This is a genomic window from Geothrix fuzhouensis (assembly GCF_024609325.1).
GTDB classification, from domain to species: Bacteria; Acidobacteriota; Holophagae; order Holophagales; family Holophagaceae; genus Geothrix; species Geothrix fuzhouensis.
Genome location: NZ_JANHMQ010000002.1, coordinates 146,999 through 169,790, shown reverse-complemented (window position 1 = coordinate 169,790; position 22,792 = coordinate 146,999). Strand labels below are relative to the sequence as shown.

Below are 22,792 nucleotides of genomic sequence, written 5' to 3'. Positions count from 1 at the left end.
CGGGCTGGACATTCACCGTGCTTGGTTGAGCACCCGCTCCCGGTCCAGGTAGGGGATGGTTCGCCACGCATTGGTGATCCCCGGATTCAGCGTGGGACGGGCCAGGACATAGGCCAGCAGCAGGTTGCGCTGGGAGGCCTCGGTCACCAGGTCCGGGGTTCCCTTGAAGCCGATGGCCTCCATGTAGCCCCCGCCGCCCCACAGCCGGTAGGTGGTGAGCGCCAAGGTGAAGGTTTGCTCAGGCTTCACGGGCTGCCCTTGGAAGCTGAGATTGGCCACTCGACTGCCAGCGGGTCGCCCCAGGTTTAGCGCGTAGGTGACGCCATCCACCGTGTCGAAGTCGTGGATGGGTACCTCGCGATTGTAGAGTTCCGGCTCCCAGCTGTAGGAGTAATGCCGTGCTGCGTGTTCAAGGTAGGCCTTGAGCTGAGCGCCATTGATGCGAATGCGGGCCACCTGGTTCTCATAGGGCGACAGGGCATAGAACTGCCGCACGCTGGTGGGGCCCTTGGGGATGAAGAGCCGGGAACCGGGGCTGGCGGCGGCGGACAACTGGGCCCCCGTGGCCTGCCGCTGGACCTGGTGGAGCAGCTGCATGAGCGGCGTGTCCTCCATGCGGGACCAGCGGCTGTCGAGGTCCACCAGCAGGTTGGTGGCCGCCGTGTCCAGGTAACGGTCCGTGGCGGCGCGGAGTTCTGCCGTCAGGCTCAGCACCTCTGGGTCCACGGGTGTGCTGGCCTCGGGACGGAGAAGGCGGCCCTGCGTTGCGGTCACGCGCCAGCGGCCCTTCTCCTTCCGAAGGCTCAGGTCCGCCACCGCCAACGCCCGCCCGTAGTCCTGGGCCTGGAGGATGAGCACACCCTTATGCTCCGTCTGGATGGCTTGATGGGTGTGGCCCGTGAAGATGGCGTCGAGGCCGGGCACCTGGTCCGCCAGACGCAAGGCTGCGTTCTCGTCGCCCGGGCGGCCGTCCACCTTCCCCAGGCCCGAATGGACCAAGGCCACCACCACATCGGCCTTCTCCTTCTCGCGCAACCGGGGCACCAGTTCCCGGGCGGCGGTCACGATGTCCTGGAAGGTCAGGTCAGTCACGTTTCGGGGTCCGGCCAGAACCGCGGTCCGCGGCGTGGTGAACCCCACCAGGGCCACCCGCACGCCGGCCACGGTCACCAGGACATGCGTGGGAAAGGCCGGACCTCCCTTGGCAGTCAGGGTGTTGGCGGACAAGAAGGGGAACTTGGCCTGCTTCTCCACCTCGCGCAGCAGATCCAAGCCGAAGTCGTACTCATGGTTCCCCACGGCCATGGCGGCATAGCCAAGGGCGTTCATGATCGCCATGTTGGGCTCGGGCAGATCCCGGCGCAGGGTGTTCCGGACATAGTTCAGGGGCTCGCCCTGGATCGTGTCGCCGCAATCCACCAGGATCGTGTCGGGGTTCAGGGCCTTCTGCCGGCGGATCAAGGTGGCGATCTTCGCCCAGCCAAGATTGGCGGGCTGGAGGCTGAAGGTATCCTCGGCCATCACGTGGCCATGCATATCCGTAGTCCCAAGGATCTGAATCCGGGCCTCTTGGGCCTGGAGCCCCAGGGCGATCAACAAGATCCAGAACCAATGCCGCATGCAGCCTCCAGGGCCGGCCACCAACCCGTGGTTGGATGGTACCGTCTTCAAGGGTAAACTTTCCCTTCACCCCAGGATGCCCCCTCTTTCGGAGCCCCCCCATGCAAGAAGTCCAGATCAAGGCCCCCAAGCACGAATTCACGTTGCTTTGCGATGACATCCGCCAGGAAATGGGCGGCAAGACCTCGCTGATGGGCCTGTACGACCATCACATCGTGGTGCCCCAGGTGCCCTTCACCCTGCCCAAGGTGTGCTTCTACACCCGCTTCTCCCGGATGGACGGCCAGTTCAAGTTCGGCTTCTCCATCGTGAGCCCCACCGGTGACCGCAAGGACGTGATCCGCGACAGCGACGTGCAGATCCCCGACGGCGCCAAGGAAGGCACCTTCAACGTCATCGCGGCTCCCTTCGAGGTGAGCGGCGAGGGCGTCTACGAAGTGATCATCGCCCTCACCAAGGGTGCCGACCGCTTCGAGTACGTCTACAAGTTCGCCATCTCCGACGCCAGCCGCCTCCAGGCCGAGTACGAGAAGGCCATGGCCGAGTCCGGCCAGGGCGCGAATTAACCGGCTGTCAGCCATCAGCCTTCAGCAACGGCGCCCCGATGGGGCGCCGTTGCTTTTAGACTGAAGACCGAGGACGGATCCCCGAGGACTTCCCTTGCCCGACCGCTACGCCAAGCAACGCATCTTCTCGGTATCGCCTGCGGCGATACGCGAGACCTCCTCATCCAGCTACCCAAACCCCACCTAGGCGCCAGGCATGTCCATCGACCGGTATGCCAAGCAACGCATTTTTCTCGGCCGCGAGGCGGACGAGGCCCTGCGTTCCAAGCGCGTGGCGGTGTTGGGGCTGGGAGCCCTGGGCTCGGTCATCGCGCCCTGGCTGGCCCGGGCGGGCGTGGGCCATCTCACGCTCGTCGACCGGGACCTGGTGGAGCAGAGCAACCTCCAGCGCCAGTTGCTGTACGGTGAATCGGACCTGGGGCGCCCCAAGGCTGAAGTGGCCGCGGAGCGGCTGCACGAAGCCAATTCTTCCATCGAGCTGGAACCCGTGGTCGCCGACCTCACCAGCGGCAACGCCCGGGAGCTGCTGTCGGGCTTCGACCTCATCTGCGACGGCACAGACAACTTCGAGGCCCGCTTCCTCATCAACGATGTGGCCATCCTCACGGGCACGCCCTGGATCTACGCCGGCGCCATCGGCGGCGAAGGCGTCGTCTGGCCCCTGAACCCACCGCACACACCTTGCCTGCGCTGCCTCCTCGAGGAGCCCCCGGCGGGTGGCGACGTGGACACCTGCGACAGCGCCGGCGTGCTGGGCCCCGCCGTGGGGGTCATCGCCAGCTGGGCGGCCCTGGAGGCCATCAAGGTCCTCACGGGGAAGACGCCCCATGCCGACCTGGCCCGCTTCGACTTCTGGCACGACGAGCGCCAGTTCCTGAAGCCTCCCAAGACCCGCTGCCGCTTCTGCACGGAGAGGGTCACCGAATTCCTGGACGCCCGCTGGACCCTCAAGGCCAGTGCCCTCTGCGGCCTGGAGGGCGTGCAGATCCGCGTGAACCCGCCCGGGAAGCTGGACCTGGCGGCGCTGAGGGCCCGCCTGGAAACCCGCACCCGCAGCCCCTGGAAGCAGGCCGGGATGATGCTCAAGGGCCAGGAGGGCCCCGACGAGATTACCCTCTTCGCCGACGGCCGCGCCCTCGTCCACGGCCCCATGACCCCCGAGCGCGCCCGCAGCTGGTACACCGAGGTCGTGGGGTGCTGAGGCGGAAAAGAATTGGGATAAGCGGAGGAGAGCGGAGGCACTTCATGAAGTGGCCCGCTGAGGTCCCGGGGTTCCTTTCTCCGCTTTCCTCCGTTCCTCTGCTGCCCTCCGCTTTCAACATTCCTTAGCTCTGATGAAAAGGTGATGCCTCGATGCTGAAAGTCCTTCTCGCCTCCCGGAACGCCGGCAAGCTGCGCGAGTTCGCGGAGCTGCTGCCGGAACTCCACTTCATCCCCTGGCCCGCAGAGGCGCCGGAGCTGCCCGAGACCGGCGCCTTTTTTCAGGACAACGCCCTGCAGAAGGCGGAAGGGGCCCGGGCCTGGTGGCGCGAGCACGGTGCGGAGCCAGTGGATGGTGTGCTGGCCGATGACTCGGGCCTCTGCGTGGATGCGCTGTGGGGCGGCCCTGGCGTACTCTCGGCCCGCTTCGCGCCCGACCTGCTCGCCTACCAGGACAAGAACCGGCGCCTGCTGGCCATGATCCCCGATGGGGCGGACCGGGCCGCCCGGTTCGTTTGCGTGCTGGCCTATGCGCCCCTTGAGGGAGAGGCCTGCACGGTGAGCGGCAGCGTGGATGGCTCCCTCGCCTTCGACCATCGCGGCGAGGGGGGCTTTGGCTACGATCCCATCTTCATTCCTGATGGCCAAGATCGGACCTTCGGCGAGCTGCCTTCAGAGACCAAGCACACCCTCAGCCACCGGGCCCGGGCGTGCGCCGCGCTGCGGGCGCGGCTCGGTCTGGACTAATCGCCCTTAGGCTGGTGCCAGGTGGCGGAAGAACCACTGCTTGACCCCCTCGACGGCCAGCAGGTAGGCCACCAGGATGCCGGCCAGCACCAGGAAGAAGAAGGCCGGAGGCGCCACGAACCCGAGGTGGACGCCGGCGGGCGTGAAGGGCAGGCCGATGGCCACCGCCACCACGGCGAGCGAGCAGGCGACGATCCAGGCGTTCGGGCGGCTCGTGAAGGGATTCCTGCGGGTGCGGATGATGAAGATGACCAGGACCTGCGAGGCCATGGACTCGATGAACCAGCCGGTGTGGAACAACTCCGCGCCCGCATGGAAGACCTTCAGCAGGATGAAGAAGACCAGGAAATCGAAGAGCGAGCTCACCGGGCCGATCACCAGCATGAAATTGCGGATGAAGGCCATGTTCCACTGGCGGGGCTTGGCCAGGTATTCCTCGTCGACGTTATCCAGGGGGATCGGGATCTCGGAGACATCGTAGAGGAGGTTGTTGAGCAGGATCTGCACCGGCAGCATGGGGAGGAACGGCAGGAACAGAGCCGCTCCGGCCATGCTGAACATGTTCCCGAAGTTGGAACTGGTGCCCATCATGATGTACTTCATGATGTTCCCGAAGGTGCGCCGGCCTTCCAAGACACCGGCCTGGAGCACGCCCAGATCGTGTTCCAGAAGGATCATGGCCGCGGACGCCTTGGCCACATCCACGGCGCTCTCCACGGAGATGCCGATGTCGGCGGAGTGGAGGGCGGGGGCGTCGTTGATGCCGTCGCCGAGGTAGCCCACCACGTGGCCCCGCTGCTTGAGGGCGAGGATGACGCGGTTCTTCTGCGCGGGCGCCACCCGACAGAAAAGATTCACCTGCTCCACCTTGGCCTGCAGGGCATGATCATCCAGCTGCTGGATCTCCGTGCCGGTGAGCACGCCAGCCACGGGCATGCCGAGCTCGGCGCAGATGTGCTGCGTCACCAGCTCGTTGTCGCCGGTGACGATCTTGACCGTGACCCCACCGGCGGCAAGGTCCGCCAGTGCCTGCTTGGCGCTCTCCTTCGGGGGATCGAGGAACGCCGCGAAGCCCGCGAAGACCAGGGCCGATTCGTCGCCCACCACGGCATGCGGATGGTCCATCCCCACGGACCGCGAGGCGATCCCCAGGACCCGGAAACCGTCCTTGCTGAGGGCTTCAAACACCGCCGTGATGCCGGCCCGGGCGGCGGGATCCAGGGCGCGGGCGCCCCCCTCCGCCTCGTAGCTTTCGGACAGGCGCAGGACGTCCTCGGGTGCCCCCTTCACCACGAGCAGCCTGCCAGTGGCGCCTTCCAGGAGCACGGACACCCGGCGGCGCTCGAAATCGAAGGGCACTTCGTCGACCTTGTGCCAGGCCTTGGCGTCGATTTCCTGGTGCTCCAGGATGGCGTCGTCCAGCGGGCTCTTCAGCCCCGTCTCGAAGAAGCTGTTGAAGTAGGCCAGCTCCAGCACCCGCTGACTCTCCTTGCCGCTCGCATCCACATGGCGTTCCAGGTGGATCTTGGCTTCGGTGAGGGTGCCGGTCTTGTCCGTGCAGAGCACATCCATGCTGCCGAGGTTCTGGATGGAATCCAGGCGCTTGACGATCACCTTCTTGGCGGACATGCGCAGGGCGCCACGGGCGAGGGTCACCGAGACCACCATGGGCAGGAGTTCGGGCGTCAGCCCCACCGCCAGGGCCACCGCGAACAGGAACGACTCCAGCCACGGGCGGTGGAAGAGGGCGTTGGCCAGCAGCACGAACAGGACGAGGAGGATCGTCATGCGCATGATGAGGAGGCCAAATTTCTGCGTGCCCTGCTGGAACGAGTTGGCCGGGGCCTTGGCGGCCAGGGTGTCGGCGATCTCTCCGAGAGACGTGCCCTGGCCGGTGCGGCACACCAGCACCTTGGCCGAGCCGCTGATCACGGACGTGCCCATGAGTACGGTGTTCTTGGCCCGGAGCACCTCCGCCTGATCCGGCAGCTCCGCCGGCGCCTTCTCCACGGGGTATGGCTCGCCCGTCAGGAGGGATTCATTGATGAACAGGTCCTTGGCCTCCAGCACGCGGCCATCACCCGGGATCAGGTCTCCGGCGGCGAGGAGGACCACATCCCCCGGCACGATCTCGGCCAGAGGAATATCGAGGGTCTGGCCGTCCCGCAGGACCCGCGCCCGCACCGCCACCGAATCACGCAGCCACTCCGCCGCCTGGCCGGCCCGGTGCTCCTGGACGAAATCCAGGGTCACGCTCATCAACACGATGGCACTGATGATGATGAAGCTGACCCGGTCTCCGGTGGCGCCCGAGATGGCGCTGGCCACGAGCAGGATGATCACCAGGGGGTTGAGGAACTTCGCCAGGAATTGAAGGATGACGGCCCTTTTCCGCTCGCCGCTGGTCACATTGGGACCGACCTTCGCCAGGCGCGCCGTGGCCTCGGCGCGGCTCAGTCCGCCAGGCGTCGCGCACAACTTTTCCAGCAGCCCGGCGAGGGGCAGCCGCCAGAAGGCGATCTCGGGGGTGGCTGCGGGTGTCGGCATGGTGGAATCCCCTCTGGGACCTTGGGTCGCCTGGTATTTCCTAGACCGCGTGTTGAGTGTAGGCACGTAGCGTCGCCATGACCATGAATCTCGCGACGGATCCGGGCGGAAGGCCGGTGCTCTGCACACGGCGCGCGTGACAGGCCACTGGGCGGCAGGGGTGCATTCCGTCCGCGCTCCGATAGGGTGGAAGGTATGACCTGGAAGCGTGATCCCCGGACCTGGACGGCCATCGCCGTGGTGCTCCTGCTATGGGCTTCGGCCTTCGCCGGCATCCGAGCGGGCATGCGGCTCACCCCCATGGGAGGCCCGGGACCAGACGGCTATGGCCCAGGCCAACTGGCCCTGCTCCGGTTCGGGACAGCCTCCGCAGTGCTGGCCCTCTACGCCCTGGCGACGCGGATGCGGCTGCCGGAGCGCGCCGACCTGCCGCGCATCGCCCTCGCCGGCTTCCTGGGTATCACCATCTACCATGTAGCTCTGAACTTCGGCGAGGTGTCGGTCCAGGCCGGAGCGGCGTCCTTGCTCATCTCCGCCGCCCCCGTGTTCACGGCGCTGCTCTCAGCCCTGTTCCTGGGCGAGCGCCTGACGCGGGTGGGCTGGGGTGGCATCCTCCTCGCCTTCGCCGGGGTCTCCCTCATCGCCGTCAGTGGCGGCAAGGGCCTGCACTTCACACCCGGCGCCCTGCTCATCCTGCTCTCAGCCGCGGTCGCCGCCGTGTTTTCCATCCTGTCGAAGCAGGACCTCCGGCGCTACGCGGCCCTCGAGTTCACCAGCTACGCCATCTGGGCCGGCACGCTGCCCATGCTCGTCTTCCTGCCTGGGCTGATCCGGCAGCTCCCCCACGCGGCGCCGGCCGCCACCCTGGCTGGGATCTACCTGGGCATCTTCCCCGCCGCCATCGCCTACGTCCTGTGGAACTACGCCCTGGCCCGGATGCCTGCCGGACTGCTCTCGAGCTTCCTTTATCTCTCTCCCGTGATCGCCAGCGTCATCGCCTGGGTGTGGCTCCGCGAACTCCCCACCCTGCTCACCATCGTGGGTGGCGCCATCGCCATCGCCGGCGTCGTCGTCGTGCAGACGCGCGGGCATCACGCAGCTAGATGATGGAGGCAGACCCCGGCACTACAGGAAGAGCCGCGGATCCACCCGGGCGTTGTTGAGGCTCAGGGACCAGTGGAGGTGGGGGCCCGTGGCGCGGCCGGTCATGCCGACCTCGCCCAGGAGGTCGCCGGGCTTCACCACCTGGCCCTGGGTCACCGTGATCTTCGACAGGTGGGCGAAGAGGCTCACCACGCCCTCGCCATGGGCCAGGAACACGGCGTTGCCGCTGAAGAAGAAGTCGCCCGTGAGCACCACCATGCCCGCGGCGGGGGCGCGCACGGCCTGGCCCGCGGGGGCCTTGATGTCGAGCCCCGCGTGGGGCGCCCTCGGCTGGCCGTTGAAGATCCGGCGCAAGCCGAAGGAGCTGGTGAGGCCGCCGGGCGTAGGCTGCTGGAACCGCAGCGTGGGGGCCAGGCCCTCGGGCCAGGCCTTCCAGGCCGGCCCCATGAGCGCCTGCTCCCGGGCGATGCGTGCCTCGTCCTCGGCGTTCGGCGTCACCTGGCGCTGGTCCTTCAGGCGGATGCGCTGCTCCGGGTAGCGCTTGGCACGGACGGTGAAGGTGACGGGGCGTCCCTCCACCGCGATTTCGTGCCGGCCCGGCTTTGCGCTCAGCGGAATGCCCACCACCGCCGTCCAGCTCCGGCCGCTCCGCCGAACCAGCACCGGTTCGCCCCGGTAGGTGGCCTTCGGCGCCGCAGGCCCTCCGGGAAGGGCGACGACCACCACGCCGCCGGGGACGGGGGAGGGCTTGAAGGGGAGCGGTGCAGGCTCGGCGCCGGTGAGCTCTCGGCCCGTCGCCACCACCATCAGCAAAGCCGCCACGCGACAGCGAGCCAGGGTCATTCCGCGGCTCCCAGGGCTGGAGCTTCAGGATCGAGCCCCGCCTCCCGCAACCGCACGGCCTCCTGGTAGGCCGCCAGCACGGCGGTCTTCACCTTGAAGTAGCCGCTGTCGGTGACCTTGGTGGCGAAGGTGGCGTTGACCACCACCGTATAGCCGCCGCCCTGGAAGGGCTGGATGGGCGCCACGAGAACCTGGCCGGGTAGGATGGCGCCCGCACTGTCCTCGCGGAGCTTCTGCAGCACCGTCCCGGACCAGGCCTGGAGGCGCGGGATGGCTCCCACCGCCTCGGCCTCGGTTCCCGTCCGGATGCGGCCATAGAGGGTGAACTGGAGCCGCAACTGCGGGGCATCGAAGCCGTGGTTGAGGAAGCCGGCCATGGCCGCCACCTGCTGGAACTCTTTGAGCAAGGCCTGGAGTTTGGCGCTGGGGGCGGCGACAGGCATTAGCGGCCTCCGTATCCGTACTTGCCCACCAGCAAGTCGAGCCGCTTCCGGGCGTCCTCGGTCACGGCCTCGGGGGCTGTGAAGAGGGCGGCCTTCAGGGCTTCGCCGCAGGCGCAGGAGCGGGGGGAAGCCGCGAGCTGGGGTATGACTTGTCGGAGCAGGCGCTGGGCCTTGTCGACGTTGGCGTGCATGACCTCCAGCACGGAGGCGGCGTCCACGCCCTCCTCCTCCTCGCGCCAGGCGTCATAGTCCGTCACCAGGGCAATGCAGGCGTAGCAGAGCTCTGCCTCGCGGGCCAGGCGCGCCTCCGTCACCTGGGTCATGCCGATGAGGTCCGCGCCCCAGCTTTGGTGCAGGCGGCTTTCGGCGCGGGTGGAGAAAGCTGGGCCTTCCATGCAGACGTAAGTGGCGCCACCTTCGATGGGAATGGACAATGCTTGTCCAGCCTTGAGCAGAGTCGCTGTGGTTTGGGTGCAGACCGGTTCGGCGAAGCTCACATGAGCCACCAGGCCCTCTCCGAAAAAAGTGTCCTTGCGGTGGCGGGTCTTGTCGATGAACTGGCTCACGAGGCGCAGCTCGCCCGGCTTGTGGCGGGCCTGGAGGCTGCCCACGGCGGACACCGAGATCAGCCGCTCGACGCCCAGGGACTTCAGGGCCCAGAGGTTGGCGCGGTAGTTCACTTCGCTGGGCGTGAAGCGGTGGCCTTCGCCGTGGCGGGCCAGGAAGGCCACGGGGGCGCCGTCCAGCAACCCGAGATGCACGGGACCCGACGGGGCGCCGAAGGGGGTCTGCACCAGCTCCGTCCGATCGAGGGACAGCCCCTCCATCCGGTAGAGCCCACTGCCGCCAATGATGCCTATGGGTGCGTTCATCTGGCCATTGTACTTGCACCCGTTCCCGATGCCGTGTTTCCCTGGAGGCCTGACAATTTCGTGCTGGATGCACGGGAAGCAGGTGAGACTCCTGCGCTGCCCCGCAACGGTATGCACCACGCCAACGCAGCACCGGCGTGAGACCTCAAGTCCGAGTCACTGGGATCGTCCCGGGAAGGCTCGGAGGGAGCTGAAAGGCCCCTGTCGCGTGCGAGCCCGGAGACCGGTCCTGCACCTCACCCCCCGTCGTGGGAACGGGCTGGGCCATGGTTTCCCACCACAGGGGATCCGCCCAGCCGCCACGACGTCATGCGTGGAGGCATGATGGGTTCTACCCGCATTCTCTTCTCCCTGGCGGCTGTGTCCGCTCTCTCCCTGGCCGCCGAGGCCGACCGGAAACCCGCCGAGGCCACGGTCACCGTTAGTGCCGAGAGCCAGCCCGTAGCTGTCATCCGCACCCCCGCCCCGGTGCGCGTCGTCGAGGCCGAGGAGCTGACCCGCCTGGGCAGCCGCACCCTGGCGGATCTGCTGGAGGTCCTTCAGCCGGGCGCCGTGATGAGCACGGGCGGCACCGGCAAGCAGGCCTCGGCCTTCCTCAATGGCAACCTCAGCCGCAACGTGGTGGTCCTGCTGGACGGCCTGCGCCTGAACGATCCCACCGCCCTCAGCCCCGATCTGGGGGCCCTCAGCCTCGTGGGCATCGAGCGCGTGGAGCTGATCCTCGGCCCTGCCTCGGTCCTCTACGGCAGCGACGCCATCGGCGGTGTCATCGCGCTCACCAGCACGGGCCGCGGTGCCGAGGGCTGCCATGGCCAGGTCGGCCTGAAGGTGGGGACGGACGGACTGCTCGGCGGCACGGCCCAAGTGCAGGTCACGGGACCTCGCGGCTGGATCGCCGCCGGTGGCGAAGCGCAAAAGCAGGAGAGCGGCTTCCCCGAGGACGCCTTCCGTCAGGCGGGTGGCTACCTGCGGCTGGGCACAACGCTCGGCGGGGCGGAGGTGACAGCCTTCTACCGCAACAGCGGCCAGACGGCGACGATTCCGTTCACCACCTCCGGGTGGCCCGCGATCCGCAGCTACGAACCCCAGCGCGAGATGCGCGCCCGCCAGGAAAGCTGGGGGGCCAGCCTGCGCTGGACCCTGGCGCCAAGCCTGGTGCTGGAGAATACCCTCCAGGCCCTGTCGGGCCGCACCGGCGATCCCAGCGGGCCCAAGCGCGAACAGACGGATCGTGACTTCCGCCGCGTGGAGGATCAGCTCACCCTGCACTGGACGCCGGTCTCCACCTTCCGCCTGTCGGGCCGCCTTGAAGGCCGCGAGGACACCAGCCACGCCCAGAACTACTACGACCCCAACACCTTTTCCGCCGTGCAGTACCGGGGCGAAGGCCGCGATGTGGCCGGGGCCCTGGAGCTGCGCTGGACCCTCGCCGAAGGCCTGGACTGGGTGGCGGGTCTCCGCCGGGACGCCGGCCACCGCGACTTAACCCGCTACGACACGGGCCTGCGCAGCCGCGCTGGCAGCGCCGAGGCGGGCACCTGGCGCACAGGCCTCAACTGGGTGCTGCGGCCGGAACTGCGCCTCTACGCCAGCGTGGGCCAGGGCTTCCGGATGCCCAACACCACGGAGTTCACCCTCAATGCCCAGGCGGCCAGCCAGGATGGTGCGGCCTATCCGATCCTGCCCGAGCGCAGCCGCACCCTCCAGGTCGGCGCCACCGGCCAGTTCGCGGGCCACTGGGAGTATCGCCTGGAGGCCCAGCGCTCGCGCATCACCGACCTGCTGGCCTATGTCTACGACACCAGCTTCGCGTTTCCGCCCCTGTTCACGTCCCACTACGCGAACCAGGGTTCCATCCGGGCCCAGAGCCTGGAGGGCGCCCTGGGCTGGAGGGGCGGCGAGGCCGTCGCCTATGGCTGGGACGTCATCCTCCGCAGCCAGGAGACTCGCGACCTGGACCACAACACCGAGGCGGATCGCTTCGGCCCGCAGAACACCGCCATCCTGCGGCACCCCTTCTTCACCGCCGCGGTGGCGACCTTCGTCCAGTCGAAGGCCTGGCGCGCCGACCTGCGCCTGGCCCAGGTGGGCCCCCGCTATGACCTGAATGACACCACCTACGAGGTACTCAGCACCCGCAAGCCCTACCGCGACCTCAGCGCAGGCCTTTCCTGCGAGCCCATGCAGCACCTCACCTTGGCCCTCCGCGGCGAGCACCTTCTTCAGCGGAAACAGACCGTCCAGGATTGGCTCAGCGGCCGCTACGATCAGGAGGGCGACGCCAGCCTGGTCTACGGCTTCCCCGCGCCTGGGCCCCGCTGGACCCTGGCCGCGACCTGGAAGTGGTGACGGATCCCGGAACCCCACTCAAAAGAAGACTAGTTTCAAACCGCAGATGACGCCGATGACACAGATAAAAATCAGGAAAGAGAAGAGAGGCGCTCCCGCCTCCTGGCCGGGCTTTATCTGCGCGATCTGCGACATCTGCGGTTTCCAGTTCAATTATGTTTTCTTCCTGATCCTACTTCTGCTGCCCCAGCCCATGCTGGCGGCGCGGCCGCAGCGGGTGGTGAGCCAGTCCGTGGGCACGGACGAGCTGCTGCTGGCCCTGGCCGATCCCGGCCAGATCGCCGCCCTGAGCCACATCGGGCGGGACGCGCGGTTCAGCGTCGTGGCCGCCGAGGCCCAGCGGTTCCCGGCCCTCAAGGATAGCGACGCGGAAAGCGTGCTGCGCTTCCGGCCCGATCTGGTGCTGGCCGCCAGCTTCACCCGCCCCGAGACCCTGGCCCTGCTTCGGCGGGCCGGGATCCGGCTCGTGGTGCTGGACCGCTTCGACAGCCTGGACGACGTCTACGCCAGCCTCCGGATCTTGGGTCGTGAGCTGGGCCAGGAGGCTCGGGCCGAAGCCCTCATCGCCCAGTGCCGCGGCCGGGTGCAGGCCCTCGCAGAGCGCCTCAAGGGGGCCCGCCCCGTCCGCGTGCTCACAGCCGGGGTCTATCCCTTCACTGCCGGTGCCGGCACCACCTTCCAGGACCTCTGCGACCACGCGGGCGCCCTGAACGTGGCCGCCGAGGCCGGGCTCAAGGGCCACGCGCCCACGCCTTCCGAGAGGCTGCTCACCTGGAACGCCGAAGTGCTGGTGATCTCCGGGGACCGGCCAGATGCCTCGGACACCCGGGCCCGCCTGGCGGAGGTCCCCCACTACCGTGTCCTGCCCGCCTTCAAGGCCGGTCGCTTCGCGGTCCTCCCCGGCGCCCTCATGTCAAGCGTCTCCCACCATCGCATCGACGCCTACGAGCTACTGGCCCGGGCCCTCCATCCCGAGCGCTTCCGGTGAGAACCCGTCTGGCCATCCCCGTCCTCGTGGCGCTGCTGGTCCTGGCCTTCCTGGCCTCGCTGGCCTTCGGGGAACTGCGGCTCTCCTACGCCCAGGTGCTGTCGGCACTGATGGGTGGCGGCGATGACATCGCCCGTACGGTGGTGCGCGACTTCCGCCTGCCCCGCGCCCTGGTGGGCATGGCGGCGGGCGCGGCCCTGGGAGCCAGCGGCGTGGTGATGCAGGCCTTCTTCCGCAACCCCCTGGCCAGCCCCGGCCTCCTGGGTGTGAGCAGCGGCGGCGCCCTGGGGGCCGTGGCCGTGCTGGCCCTGGCCCCTGCCACGGGCTTCGCCGCCGCCACCCTTTGGGCCCTGCCGGTGGCCTCGGTGCTGGGGGCCTTCGGCGCGACGGGCGCGGTGCTGATGCTCGCCCAGCGGGGCGCCGGCACCGAGCGGCTGCTGCTTTCCGGCGTGGCCCTCAACGCGCTCCTTGGCGCGGGCACCAGCTTCCTGCTCACCACCACGGCGGGCCACTTCGAGGTGAACGCCCAGATCCTCTTCTGGCTCATGGGCGGCCTGGAGAGCCGCAGCTGGGAGCACGTGTGGATGGGTGTCCCGGCGATCCTGGCGGGCTGTCTGCTGCTGCTGCCTTTGGGCCGGGCCATGGACCTGCTGAGCCTGGGCGAGCAGAGCGCCCAGAGCCTGGGCGTGGATGTGCGCCGCCTGCGCCGCCAGCTCATCGTCCTCTCCACCGTCCTCACGGCCCTGGCGACGGCGGTCGGTGGCATCATCGGTTTCGTGGGGCTGGTGGTGCCGCACATGCTCCGAATCGCCTTCGGCCCCGACCATCGGCGCCTGCTGCCCTATTCCATGCTGGGCGGCGCGGCCTTCCTCCTCGCCTGCGATCTCGTCACCCGCACCTTTCCCCTCGGCTTGCGTCTGGGCGTCGTCACCTCCCTCATCGGCGGCCCCTTCTTCCTCTGGCTGCTGCGGAGGCCGCGATGAGCGCCGCCCTTCACGCCGCCGATCTGTCCGTGCCCGGCCGCCTGGAGGCGGTGTCGCTGGACCTCGGCCCCGGCGAGCTGGTGGCGATGGTGGGACCCAACGGGGCGGGCAAGTCCACGCTGATCCAGGCCCTGGCGGGGCTGCTGCCCGCCCACGGGACAGTCCAGTGGAATGGACAATCCCTGTCGCACATACCGGCCGCCGAGCGGGCCCGCAAGCTGGCCTGGGTGGGCCAGGAGGCCCACTTCGAGTTCGCCTTCCCCGTGCGGGAGGTGGTAGCCCAGGGGCGTTTCGCATGGGGCGACGATCTCACCGGGGTGGCCGAGGCGCTGGCGGAACTGGATCTCACCTTCCTCGCCGATCGGCCCGCCACACGGCTTTCCGGCGGTGAGCGCCATCGCGTCGGGCTGGCTCGGGCTCTGGCCACCCAGGCTCCCATCCAGCTCTGGGATGAACCTGTGGCGCAATTGGATGTCCGCCATGCGCTTGAGGTGATGCGCCTGGCCCGGCGTCTGGTGGACGGCGGTGCCACCGTGGTGGTGAGCCTCCATGACCTGCGCGCCGCCTACCGCTTCGACCGCGTCTTGGTCCTGGATCAGGGCCACCTCGTGGGCAATGGCAGGCCCCACGAGGTCCTCACCGCGGCCCTCATCCGCCAGGTCTTCCGCGTGGAGGCCACCTTCGTCGAATCCCTGGTGCCGGAGCTGCCGGAGATGTGAGTCTCCATACAGGCCCCCAGGCCTTCGAATTGAATACGGCAGGGCTTCATTCTGATGGTTCAGGCCCTTCTGAATTGTCACGGTTGTTATATAAATCGAATCATTATAACTCTTATTTATTGGCCCAGAACATGCTCCCAGACCCTCGGGCGGCCATCGAGGTGCCGGACACTGTCGGTCCATCGCAAAGGAATCCCAAGGATCCTTTGACGATGCGGAGTCAGCTCGGCCTCAAAGCCTTCCTCCACTTACACACTCGGGAGTCCAACATGAAAAACCGTCTTCTCTGCCTGACCCTTGCCGTGGGCACGCTCGGCGTTTCCATTGGCTGCCTCTATCCTGACTACGACCAAAGGCGCGAGCGCGGGCCCTATGATCGGCGCGAAGAGCGGCGTGAGCCCCGGCGCGACAGGGATGACAGAGACAGAGACCGGGATCGGGATCGGGACGATCGGCACATCGACGGGCACCAGTCGGCCCCCGGACTTCCGCACTAGCGGCAAGGTTCCAACACCGCGGGGTGGCTCACTCTGGTTGTTTATGCCTCAGCACCCAGCCCAGCCCCACGGGCCCGGCCACGGTGGTGAGGAGGAGGGCGCCGATGATGCCGGCCTGGACTTCCGGGCTCAACAGGGGAACACCGTCCCATTGGAGTTGGGCGCCCGTGGCCACGAAGATCAGGCCCACCTCGCCCCGGGGGACCATGCCCCAACCCACCACGGTGGCCCGGGTGCCCCGGCCGCCAGCGTAGCCCGCCACGAACTTCCCAATCACGCCCAGTGCGGCCAGCAGGATGGCGAAGCCCAGCGTGGCGGGCTTGAAGAGGGCCGTGGGATCCACCTTGGCCCCCATCAGCACGAAGAAGAGGGGCGACAGTACCGTCACCAGGGGATGCACCAACTCCTCCAGCGTGTGCCGCTCACGGCGTTCGAGATCCTCAATGTGGGCGGGCTCCAGGATGAGCCCCGCGGCATAGGCTCCCACGATGGAGGCCAGGCCCGCGAGGCTGCCCAGCCAGGCCAGCAGGAAGGCGAAGCCGAGGCCCAACGGAAGCAGGACCTGCTCACCTCGGAAGCGGCTGGCGAGGCGAAACAGACGTGGGGTGGCCAGGCGTCCCAGCGTGAGCGCGGCGGCCAGAAAGCCCAGGGCCAGAAGGAGGGTGCGGACGAGTTCGGGGCCGAGGGAACCGCCGGAGGGACCCAAGCCGGAACTGGCCACCAGGCCTGAAACGGCCACCAGCACCAGAAGACCCAGCACGTCGTCCACCACGGCTGCGCCCACGATGATGCGACCCTCCATGGACTCCGCGGCGCCCTTCTCCCGCAGCACCTGGGCGGAGATCCCGATGCTGGTGGCGCAGAGGCAGGCACCGATGAAGAGGTCCAGCACGAACGGAGTTCCTCTGGGCAGCAGGAGCCACGCCCCCGCGAGGCCCGCGGCCATGGGCGCCACCACGCCGACGAAGGCCACGCGTAGCGACGCCGCCCCCACCTTGATCATCTGCGGAACCGTGGATTCCAGCCCCACGGCGAACATGAGCACCACCACGCCCAGTCCTCCCAGCAACTCCGCCCCGGGCGAGGCCGCCACCTCGGGGAACCAGGACCAGACCCTGTGCAGCGCCGTGAGCGCCAGGCCCACGGCCAGTTCCCCCGTGACGGCCGGAAGTTTGAGACGCACGGCCAGTTCGCCGCCCACCTTGGCCGACAGCCACAGCAGCGCCAGCAGCATCAAGGTGCCAGCCAGGGGATCGTGAGCCACGAAGGCCAAGGGCATGGGCACCTCAGGCACGGAACGGAAGGAAGACTACCCGAATTGAGCCGGGGGCCGCGCACCCCGCTTACCTGGATATCAGGGGTTCGTCTCGCGCACCATCAAATAGGCGACGGTGGAGCCGACCAGCGCCGGCACGACGAGTGCCGCCTGGGCGGTGGTCTCCGCCAGGAATACCACCGGTATCAGCAGGGATTCATGGGTGGAGCCGGCGAATGCCGCCGCCCCGACCAGGGTGAGGTAGCCTGGTTGGCCCAGCCCCAGCAACCCGTCGAAGGCCGCGCCGATGGCGGCCCCCATGGTGAAGGAAGGCAGCCAGAGCCCCCCCACCCCGCCCGCGGCAAAGGTCACGGCGGTGGCCAGGAGCTTGAGGGCCAGGAACAGCACGGCCTGACTCGGAAGGGTTCCCCCCGTGAGGAGCTGACGCACCAGGTCCAGGCCTCCCCCTTCCGTGACCGCGAGCCCGCCCCAGAAGAACCGGGCAGGCAGCAGCAGGATCGTGAGACCAAGCCCTCCGGCCAGGCCCCGCCAGAGCAGGGGAATGTGGCCGAAGAACCGCTGGAAGGTTTTTCTGAACCAGAAGTAGACGTTGGCCCCCACGCCGATGGCGATGCCCAGCAGAAAGGCCCAGGCCAGATCCTGGGGATGGAGCCGGTAGGGTCTGGCCTGGGGAAACAAGGGGGCGGTCCCAACGATGCTGGAAAAGACGACGTAGCCTGTGGCCGAGGCCACCACGCAGGGGATGAGGGCGCCCGGGGTCACCAGCCCGTGGTGTTCTGCGGCCATGAGCGCTCCCGAAAGCGGGGCCCGGAAGACGGCCGAAAGGGCGGATGCGGCGCCGGCCTCCACCATGACGAGCGGGTGGGCATGAAGCCTCCGGAAAGGGGAGACGTGGCGGCTCAGCCAGCGTGAGACCCGGTGGTACTGAAGCCCGAGGGCCGCGCCCAGCCACTTGCCGGGACCCTCGACACCGGCACTGCCTCCAAACCCGATGGTGAGAACGCAAGCCAGGACTTTGCCCATGGACTTCCGGAAGGGAAACGCTGCGTGGGGCGCCACATGGGCCAGATCCAGATCGCGGAAAAGCGAGACCTCGCCGATGCCGGTGACCGAAAGCAAGAGCGTCGTGAGAAAGAGACCGATGGCCGGCAGAAGGACCACCAAGTGGGTGCGACTCCCCAGATGGGAGATCAGGGGTTGCAGGCGCCCAAGCCCGAGCAGGGCGGTCGTCACCAGGAGGCCGATGAGGGCGCCCAGGGGCATCACCACGAAAACCAGGCGGCGGGAATGAGCCAGCAGCCGTAATTGCTGAAATCGCTTGGGGAATATGTCTTGAGGCAGGATGGACATGGTGGTTGGGCCTGTTGGACGGCGCATCTCAGAATCCATCCAAGTTTGACCGATTCAGGGCTTTAGCACAAAATATTTGCATGCAAACTGTTTTGTCGGAGGCCCAGGCAAAGCATCACCACGCCGAGGAGGCCGTGCAAAGCCTGCGGCGGATCGTGAAGGCTCTGCACGACTACTCCACCTCCGTGGAGCAGCAGATCGGCCTCACGGGCCCCCAGCTTTGGGCCCTGTGGGAGTTGAGCCGGGCGGGTTCTTTGTCTTTGAAGGCCCTCTCGGCTCAGATGCACCTGGATCCCAGCACCGTCACGGGCGTGGTCGACCGCCTCCAGCGGCGGAACCTGCTGGTGCGGGTGCCCGATCCCGAAGACCGTCGCCGGGTGATCCTTTCACTCACGGTCGCCGGAGCCCAGCTGCTGAAGAGGGCGCCCCACCCCGCCCAGGGCCAGCTCCTGCACGCCCTGCACGCCATGCCCCTCAAGGAAGTGGAGCGCCTGGACCACGCGCTCAAGCAGGTAGCCACTCTCATGGAGGTCGATTCCACCGACGTCCGCTTCTTCTTCGCGGAAACCTAAAGGGGCGGGTGTCCCGCTTGTCACGGACCCGGGACCTGGCGACGAATTCGGCCGGTGTCGGGCAGATCGAGGGAGTCCTCAGGAGAACGATCTGGCCTGAGGCGTCAGGCCCGGGATTTCGTGAGGTCCTCGTCCGCCTTCAGCCAGGGCAGGTGGTGGACATGGATCCGCCCGTCGAAAGTCACGTGGAGTCCGTCCTGCGCGGCGTCTTGGTGGTTGAGCACGGAGCCCCGGGCCCGGGTCTGGTCGAGGATGGCCAGATCGATGTCGCCCACCAGCACCATCTCGGAGTTCGGGGCGGCCTCGGTGGCGATGCCATCCATGGGGAAGGGGAAGTCCGAGGGTGTGTAGACGCCGCTCTGGGCGTACTGGGCCGTCAGGTCCGTGATGAGGGGCAGGCTGCCCACCATGCCCGCGGTGACCACGTAGATCTGGTTTTCCACGGCTCGGGCCCGGGCGCAGGTGGTGACGCGGCTGTAGCCGCGCCGGTCGTCCGTCAGGTAGGGGACCACCAGGAGCTGGACGCCCTGCTCGGCCTGGATGCGGGCCACCTCGGGGAACTGCACGTCGTAGCAGATGGACACGCCCATCCGACCGAAATCCGTATCGATGATGTGGATCTCCTGGCCCGGCTCGAAGTGCCAGACGTTCCGCTCCGTGGGGGTGAGGTGGAGCTTGGGCTGGTGCACGGGCCCATGGCCCGGCAAGAAGATGGAAGCCACGTTCTGCAGCTTCCCGTCCACGAAGCGCGGATGGGTGCCGGCCACCAGGATGCGGTCGTACTTCTGCGACAGGTGGAGGAACAGTCCCTCGAAGTCGACCGTGAACCGCTCCGCCAGCTCCCGCATGGCTTCCGGCGGAGGGAAGCCGGGCCGCAGGCAGCTCAGCAACTGGACCGCCAGCAGCTCGGGGAACACGATGACATCGGCATCGTAGTCATCACCCACATCCACGTAGTTCTCCACCTGAGCCGCGAAGGCGGCGAAATCCGCCACGGGGCGCAGGGCGTACTGGATGCCGCAGACCCGCACCGGGCGGGACAGGAACGGGGTGGGGGCCTTGAAGCGCATGCCGTCGTCTCCTCAGAGTTCCATGACGATGAGGGCCGCGTGACCCAGAGTCTCGACGTCGTGAGCATAGTCCCGCAGCACGCCGCGGACCTGGAAGCCCACGCGGAGCTGCTTCGAGAGGGTGGGATCGAAGATCCGGCCAGCCACTACGGCCTCCACATAGGCCTCGGGGCTCATCTCGTGGGCCACGAGGTGGTAGCCGGGGATGCGGGCCCCAGCCACGAAGGCGCGGCAGCCCAGGCGCCGGCCCAGGTCGATGCGGCCCTGATAGAGGAGCCGTCCGATGCCCTGATCCTGCCAGGCGGGGTCCACGGCGATGTTCACACCGTAGAGGGCATCTCCCTCGGGGTCGTGGGTGGACAGGCTGCCCCGCCCCGTGATCACGGACCAGGTGTGGGGGGCCAGCGCCGCGGCCAGGGGCACACGTTGGGCGGTGGAGGTCCCGACCAGGCGCTCGCCCACCTCCACCACCATCTGGCCCTCGGGGAACCGCTCGATGTGGCGCAGAAGGTTCTCGGCGGACCACACGGCCTCGGGGCCATGGGGCGGCGGGTAGACGCGGGCCATCAGATCCCGGATCCCAGGCACATCTTCCGGGCGCCGGAGACGGCGCAGCACGGGGGTGGATGGGCCGAGGTCGTCCATGGCGTTCCCGGAGTTGCCCCCCAGGTTAACCCACGCCGCCAACCCGGCCGTTCGGGCTAGCCTGAGGCATGCCCTGGACCGACCTCACAGCGTGGACCGCCACCGCCCTGCTTCTGGCGGGGCTGATTCTCTTGCGCCGCCACTGGACTCGCCTGCCCGCCCTGGCGCCCGATCCCGCCCTGCCGGCCGATCCGCCCTCCGTGTGCCTCTGCATCCCCGTGCGCGACGAGGCCCTGGAACTGCCCGCTGCGCTGGATTCCTGGCTGGCCCAGGACTACCCCGCCCTGCGCGTCATCGTGGTGGACGACGGCTCCACGGACGGCAGCACGGACATCCTGCAGGCGCGAGAAGGGACCAATCCTGATCGCCTGCGGGTGCTCCGCAACGACCTCCTGCCCCCCGGCTGGCTGGGGAAGAACCACGCCCTGGATCTGGCCTCCCGCCAGCCCGAAGCCCAGGCAGCAACCTGGCTGCTCTTCGCGGATGCCGATGTGCAGGCGGCGCCGGATCTGCTGCGGCGGGCCATGGCCTTCGCCCTGGCCCAGCCCACCGACATCCTGGCGCTGATCCCCGGCGTGGATGCGGTCAGCCCGGCGGAACGGGTGGTGCTTCCCCTGGCGGCCTCGGCCTTCCAGGTGCTGGTGCCGCCGCACCAGGTGCCAAATCCCCGGCACCCGGCCTTCTGCGGTGTAGGGGGCTTCACGCTGGTCCGGCGCTCGGCCTACGAGGCCTCCGGGGGCCACGCGGCGGCGCCTCTCGAGGCCATCGACGACATGCTGCTGGCCCGGCGCATGAAGCAGGCCGGCTTCGTGAACCGCGTGGCCCGGGGCGGCCCGGACCTGCACCTGCGGATGTACCACGGCCTGGGCGAGCTGGTCCGGGCCATGCGGAAGAACGCCGCGGCCCTGCCCGCCTGGTGGCTCCTGCCGGTGCTCCTGCCACCCCTGGCGCTGGTCGTGCTCGCGCCCCTCTGGCTGCCCTTCACGGGCCACCCGGGCCTGGCCCTCCTCCTCTGGTTGCTGGTGCCGACCCTGGCGGGGGACGTGCAGCAGCGCATGACCGGCCGGCCCATGGACCTGCTTTGGGCCCTCTGGCCCCTGAATGCCCTGGTCTTCGCGGCGGGCACCGCCTGGGCCTTCGTGGACCGCCTCCGGGGGGTGAATCACTGGCGTGGGCGGGATGTCAAGCTGCGCTAGGCTGGTGGACCCGGCCCCTGCCCCTGGTCGAAAAGATTTTCTTGTTTTTTTCGCTTTTTGAATCCATCCTGGAAAGCACCCCTTCCGGAGGACCCCATGGCCGCAGCCGAACAAGATGACCGCCTGAAAGCCCTGTCCCGCACCGTGGCCGACATCGAGCGGGCCTTTGGCAAGGGTTCGATCATGAAGCTGGGCGACCGGATGAGTCCCTCCGAGGGGATCGAGGTCATCAGCACCGGCTCCATCGCCCTGGATGCCGCCCTGGGCGTCGGCGGCGTGCCCAAGGGCCGCGTCGTGGAGGTCTATGGCCCGGAAGCCAGTGGCAAGACCACCCTGGCCCTGCACATGGTGGCCCAGGCCCAGAAGAAGGGCGGCCTGGCCGCCTACATCGACGCCGAGCACGCCCTCGACCCCGAATACGCCCAGAAGCTGGGTGTGGACGTGGCCAACCTCTTCATCAGCCAGCCCGACAGCGGTGAGCAGGCCCTGGAGATCTGCGATCAGCTGGTGCGCAGCGGCGCCCTGGACATCATCGTGGTGGATTCCGTGGCCGCCCTGGTGCCCAAGGCCGAGATCGACGGTGAGATGGGCGACAGCCATGTGGGCCTCCAGGCCCGCCTCATGAGCCAGGCCCTGCGCAAGATGACCGGCACCATCAGCAAGACCCACACCTGCGTCGTCTTCATCAACCAGATCCGCATGAAGATCGGCGTGATGTTCGGCAACCCCGAGACCACCACCGGCGGCAACGCCCTCAAGTTCTACGCCTCGGTCCGCCTCGATGTCCGCAGCATCCAGAGCATCAAGGGCAACACCGGCGATCCCCTGGTGGCTGCCAAGGACGAGGATTCCTCCGTCGTCGGCAAGAAGACCAAGGTGAAGGTCGTCAAGAACAAGGTCGCCCCGCCCCTCAAGGTCGCCACCTTCGACATCATGTACGGCGAGGGCATCAGCCGCACCAGCGAGCTGGTGGAGCTGGGCACCCAGCTGGAGATCATCCAGAAGAGCGGCTCCTGGTACAGCTACAAGGACAGCCGCCTGGGCCAGGGCGCCGAGAACGTGAAGAAGCTCTTTACGGACAACCCCGAGCTGGCGGACGAGGTGGAAGGCCTCATCCGCGAGCGGCTCGGCCTGCGGGTGTCCGTGGAAGTCTAAGAAACCTCGACCTGCGCGCCCTTGGAAGGGGTCGGCAGACGGCGGCGGTC

20 protein-coding genes and 1 riboswitch are annotated in these 22,792 nt (G+C 68.1%); of the genes, 11 read left to right on the top strand and 9 right to left on the bottom strand.

Annotation, left to right across the window (positions count from 1 at the left end):
• Positions 1–12: 12 nt before the first annotated feature.
• Complete coding sequence (locus NOV74_RS07955; protein ID WP_257310879.1) at positions 13–1,620, bottom strand: bifunctional metallophosphatase/5'-nucleotidase; 1,608 nt, start codon at positions 1,618–1,620, stop codon at positions 13–15.
• Positions 1,621–1,721: 101 nt separating this feature from the next.
• On the opposite strand from NOV74_RS07955, the gene NOV74_RS07950 reads away from it, so the two are divergent.
• The 3 genes from NOV74_RS07950 (at position 1,722) to NOV74_RS07940 (ending at position 4,133) form a co-directional block, all read left to right on the top strand.
• On the top strand, positions 1,722–2,186 hold the full coding sequence (locus tag NOV74_RS07950; RefSeq protein ID WP_257310876.1) for a DUF6941 family protein: 465 nt from the start codon (positions 1,722–1,724) through the stop codon (positions 2,184–2,186).
• A 196-nt stretch (positions 2,187–2,382) separates the two neighbouring features.
• Positions 2,383–3,387 (top strand): ThiF family adenylyltransferase, encoded by a 1,005-nt coding sequence (locus NOV74_RS07945; protein ID WP_257310873.1) that lies wholly within the window; start codon positions 2,383–2,385, stop codon positions 3,385–3,387.
• Between the two features lie 152 nt (positions 3,388–3,539).
• Positions 3,540–4,133 (top strand): non-canonical purine NTP pyrophosphatase, encoded by a 594-nt coding sequence (locus NOV74_RS07940; RefSeq protein WP_257310870.1) that lies wholly within the window; start codon positions 3,540–3,542, stop codon positions 4,131–4,133.
• Positions 4,134–4,139: 6 nt separating this feature from the next.
• Here NOV74_RS07940 and mgtA read toward each other — a convergent pair whose 3' ends face one another.
• Positions 4,140–6,680 (bottom strand): magnesium-translocating P-type ATPase, encoded by a 2,541-nt coding sequence (mgtA, locus tag NOV74_RS07935; RefSeq protein WP_257310867.1) that lies wholly within the window; start codon positions 6,678–6,680, stop codon positions 4,140–4,142.
• A 195-nt stretch (positions 6,681–6,875) separates the two neighbouring features.
• Between mgtA and NOV74_RS07930 the strand changes: the two genes are divergently transcribed.
• Positions 6,876–7,787 carry a DMT family transporter gene (locus NOV74_RS07930; protein WP_257310865.1) on the top strand — a complete coding sequence of 304 codons (912 nt, stop codon included), beginning with the start codon at positions 6,876–6,878 and terminating at the stop codon, positions 7,785–7,787.
• An 18-nt stretch (positions 7,788–7,805) separates the two neighbouring features.
• On the opposite strand, the gene NOV74_RS07925 is transcribed toward NOV74_RS07930, so the two are convergent.
• Genes NOV74_RS07925 through mtnP form a run of 3 tightly spaced genes read right to left on the bottom strand, consistent with a single transcriptional unit; the run spans position 7,806 to position 9,942 of the window.
• The gene (locus NOV74_RS07925; RefSeq protein ID WP_257310862.1) at positions 7,806–8,627 is read right to left on the bottom strand and encodes a peptidoglycan DD-metalloendopeptidase family protein; all 822 of its coding nucleotides are present in this window, start codon (positions 8,625–8,627) and stop codon (positions 7,806–7,808) included.
• The gene (locus tag NOV74_RS07920) at positions 8,624–9,070 is read right to left on the bottom strand and encodes a hypothetical protein (RefSeq protein ID WP_257310859.1); all 447 of its coding nucleotides are present in this window, start codon (positions 9,068–9,070) and stop codon (positions 8,624–8,626) included. The genes NOV74_RS07925 and NOV74_RS07920 overlap by 4 nt, the downstream gene beginning before the upstream one ends.
• On the bottom strand, positions 9,070–9,942 hold the full coding sequence (gene mtnP, locus NOV74_RS07915; RefSeq protein WP_257310856.1) for an S-methyl-5'-thioadenosine phosphorylase: 873 nt from the start codon (positions 9,940–9,942) through the stop codon (positions 9,070–9,072). Before mtnP ends, NOV74_RS07920 begins: the two co-directional genes overlap by 1 nt.
• Positions 9,943–9,990: 48 nt before the next feature.
• Positions 9,991–10,188: riboswitch (cobalamin riboswitch) on the top strand.
• Positions 10,189–10,263: 75 nt separating this feature from the next.
• On the opposite strand from mtnP, the gene NOV74_RS07910 reads away from it, so the two are divergent.
• The 4 genes from NOV74_RS07910 to NOV74_RS07895 all read left to right on the top strand — a co-directional run bounded on the left by NOV74_RS07910 (position 10,264) and on the right by NOV74_RS07895 (position 14,981).
• Complete coding sequence (locus tag NOV74_RS07910) at positions 10,264–12,291, top strand: TonB-dependent receptor plug domain-containing protein (RefSeq protein WP_257310853.1); 2,028 nt, start codon at positions 10,264–10,266, stop codon at positions 12,289–12,291.
• 220 nt (positions 12,292–12,511) lie between these two features.
• On the top strand, positions 12,512–13,279 hold the full coding sequence (locus NOV74_RS07905; protein WP_257310850.1) for an ABC transporter substrate-binding protein: 768 nt from the start codon (positions 12,512–12,514) through the stop codon (positions 13,277–13,279).
• Positions 13,276–14,262, top strand: a complete 987-nt coding sequence (locus NOV74_RS07900; RefSeq protein WP_257310848.1) for a FecCD family ABC transporter permease — start codon at positions 13,276–13,278, stop codon at positions 14,260–14,262. The genes NOV74_RS07905 and NOV74_RS07900 overlap by 4 nt, the downstream gene beginning before the upstream one ends.
• Positions 14,259–14,981, top strand: coding sequence for an ABC transporter ATP-binding protein (locus tag NOV74_RS07895; RefSeq protein WP_257310845.1), 723 nt, complete (start codon positions 14,259–14,261; stop codon positions 14,979–14,981). Before NOV74_RS07900 ends, NOV74_RS07895 begins: the two co-directional genes overlap by 4 nt.
• A gap of 525 nt (positions 14,982–15,506) precedes the next feature.
• Here the strand turns inward: NOV74_RS07895 and NOV74_RS07890 are convergent.
• Both NOV74_RS07890 and NOV74_RS07885 read right to left on the bottom strand, forming a co-directional pair.
• On the bottom strand, positions 15,507–16,757 hold the full coding sequence (locus NOV74_RS07890) for a cation:proton antiporter (RefSeq protein WP_257310842.1): 1,251 nt from the start codon (positions 16,755–16,757) through the stop codon (positions 15,507–15,509).
• A 75-nt stretch (positions 16,758–16,832) separates the two neighbouring features.
• The gene (locus NOV74_RS07885; protein ID WP_257310840.1) at positions 16,833–18,131 is read right to left on the bottom strand and encodes a chloride channel protein; all 1,299 of its coding nucleotides are present in this window, start codon (positions 18,129–18,131) and stop codon (positions 16,833–16,835) included.
• Positions 18,132–18,184: 53 nt separating this feature from the next.
• Between NOV74_RS07885 and NOV74_RS07880 the strand changes: the two genes are divergently transcribed.
• Positions 18,185–18,676 (top strand): MarR family winged helix-turn-helix transcriptional regulator, encoded by a 492-nt coding sequence (locus NOV74_RS07880; RefSeq protein WP_257310837.1) that lies wholly within the window; start codon positions 18,185–18,187, stop codon positions 18,674–18,676.
• A gap of 104 nt (positions 18,677–18,780) precedes the next feature.
• Here NOV74_RS07880 and NOV74_RS07875 read toward each other — a convergent pair whose 3' ends face one another.
• Both NOV74_RS07875 and NOV74_RS07870 read right to left on the bottom strand, forming a co-directional pair.
• A complete protein-coding gene (locus tag NOV74_RS07875; protein WP_257310835.1) occupies positions 18,781–19,746 on the bottom strand; it encodes a carbon-nitrogen hydrolase family protein in 966 nt (321 codons plus the stop codon).
• A gap of 12 nt (positions 19,747–19,758) precedes the next feature.
• Entirely contained in the window at positions 19,759–20,391 is a 633-nt protein-coding gene (locus tag NOV74_RS07870) for a GNAT family N-acetyltransferase (protein ID WP_257310834.1), read from the bottom strand.
• A 68-nt stretch (positions 20,392–20,459) separates the two neighbouring features.
• On the opposite strand from NOV74_RS07870, the gene NOV74_RS07865 reads away from it, so the two are divergent.
• The gene (locus tag NOV74_RS07865) at positions 20,460–21,587 is read left to right on the top strand and encodes a glycosyltransferase family A protein (protein ID WP_257310831.1); all 1,128 of its coding nucleotides are present in this window, start codon (positions 20,460–20,462) and stop codon (positions 21,585–21,587) included.
• A gap of 96 nt (positions 21,588–21,683) precedes the next feature.
• Entirely contained in the window at positions 21,684–22,742 is a 1,059-nt protein-coding gene (recA, locus tag NOV74_RS07860) for a recombinase RecA (protein ID WP_257310828.1), read from the top strand.
• Positions 22,743–22,792: the final 50 nt, after the last annotated feature.

What these genes read in the sequence shown, in the direction of transcription:
- NOV74_RS07955 (WP_257310879.1), bottom strand. Translation starts at nt 1,620, where the DNA reads ATGCGGCATTGGTTCTGGATCTTGTTGATCGCCCTGGGGCTCCAGGCC.
- NOV74_RS07950 (WP_257310876.1), top strand. Translation starts at nt 1,722, where the DNA reads ATGCAAGAAGTCCAGATCAAGGCCCCCAAGCACGAATTCACGTTGCTT.
- NOV74_RS07945 (WP_257310873.1), top strand. Translation starts at nt 2,383, where the DNA reads ATGTCCATCGACCGGTATGCCAAGCAACGCATTTTTCTCGGCCGCGAG.
- NOV74_RS07940 (WP_257310870.1), top strand. Translation starts at nt 3,540, where the DNA reads ATGCTGAAAGTCCTTCTCGCCTCCCGGAACGCCGGCAAGCTGCGCGAG.
- mgtA (WP_257310867.1), bottom strand. Translation starts at nt 6,680, where the DNA reads ATGCCGACACCCGCAGCCACCCCCGAGATCGCCTTCTGGCGGCTGCCC.
- NOV74_RS07930 (WP_257310865.1), top strand. Translation starts at nt 6,876, where the DNA reads ATGACCTGGAAGCGTGATCCCCGGACCTGGACGGCCATCGCCGTGGTG.
- NOV74_RS07925 (WP_257310862.1), bottom strand. Translation starts at nt 8,627, where the DNA reads ATGACCCTGGCTCGCTGTCGCGTGGCGGCTTTGCTGATGGTGGTGGCG.
- NOV74_RS07920 (WP_257310859.1), bottom strand. Translation starts at nt 9,070, where the DNA reads ATGCCTGTCGCCGCCCCCAGCGCCAAACTCCAGGCCTTGCTCAAAGAG.
- mtnP (WP_257310856.1), bottom strand. Translation starts at nt 9,942, where the DNA reads ATGAACGCACCCATAGGCATCATTGGCGGCAGTGGGCTCTACCGGATG.
- NOV74_RS07910 (WP_257310853.1), top strand. Translation starts at nt 10,264, where the DNA reads ATGATGGGTTCTACCCGCATTCTCTTCTCCCTGGCGGCTGTGTCCGCT.
- NOV74_RS07895 (WP_257310845.1), top strand. Translation starts at nt 14,259, where the DNA reads ATGAGCGCCGCCCTTCACGCCGCCGATCTGTCCGTGCCCGGCCGCCTG.
- NOV74_RS07890 (WP_257310842.1), bottom strand. Translation starts at nt 16,757, where the DNA reads ATGCCCTTGGCCTTCGTGGCTCACGATCCCCTGGCTGGCACCTTGATG.
- NOV74_RS07885 (WP_257310840.1), bottom strand. Translation starts at nt 18,131, where the DNA reads ATGCGCCGTCCAACAGGCCCAACCACCATGTCCATCCTGCCTCAAGAC.
- NOV74_RS07880 (WP_257310837.1), top strand. Translation starts at nt 18,185, where the DNA reads ATGCAAACTGTTTTGTCGGAGGCCCAGGCAAAGCATCACCACGCCGAG.
- NOV74_RS07875 (WP_257310835.1), bottom strand. Translation starts at nt 19,746, where the DNA reads ATGCGCTTCAAGGCCCCCACCCCGTTCCTGTCCCGCCCGGTGCGGGTC.
- NOV74_RS07870 (WP_257310834.1), bottom strand. Translation starts at nt 20,391, where the DNA reads ATGGACGACCTCGGCCCATCCACCCCCGTGCTGCGCCGTCTCCGGCGC.
- NOV74_RS07865 (WP_257310831.1), top strand. Translation starts at nt 20,460, where the DNA reads ATGCCCTGGACCGACCTCACAGCGTGGACCGCCACCGCCCTGCTTCTG.
- recA (WP_257310828.1), top strand. Translation starts at nt 21,684, where the DNA reads ATGGCCGCAGCCGAACAAGATGACCGCCTGAAAGCCCTGTCCCGCACC.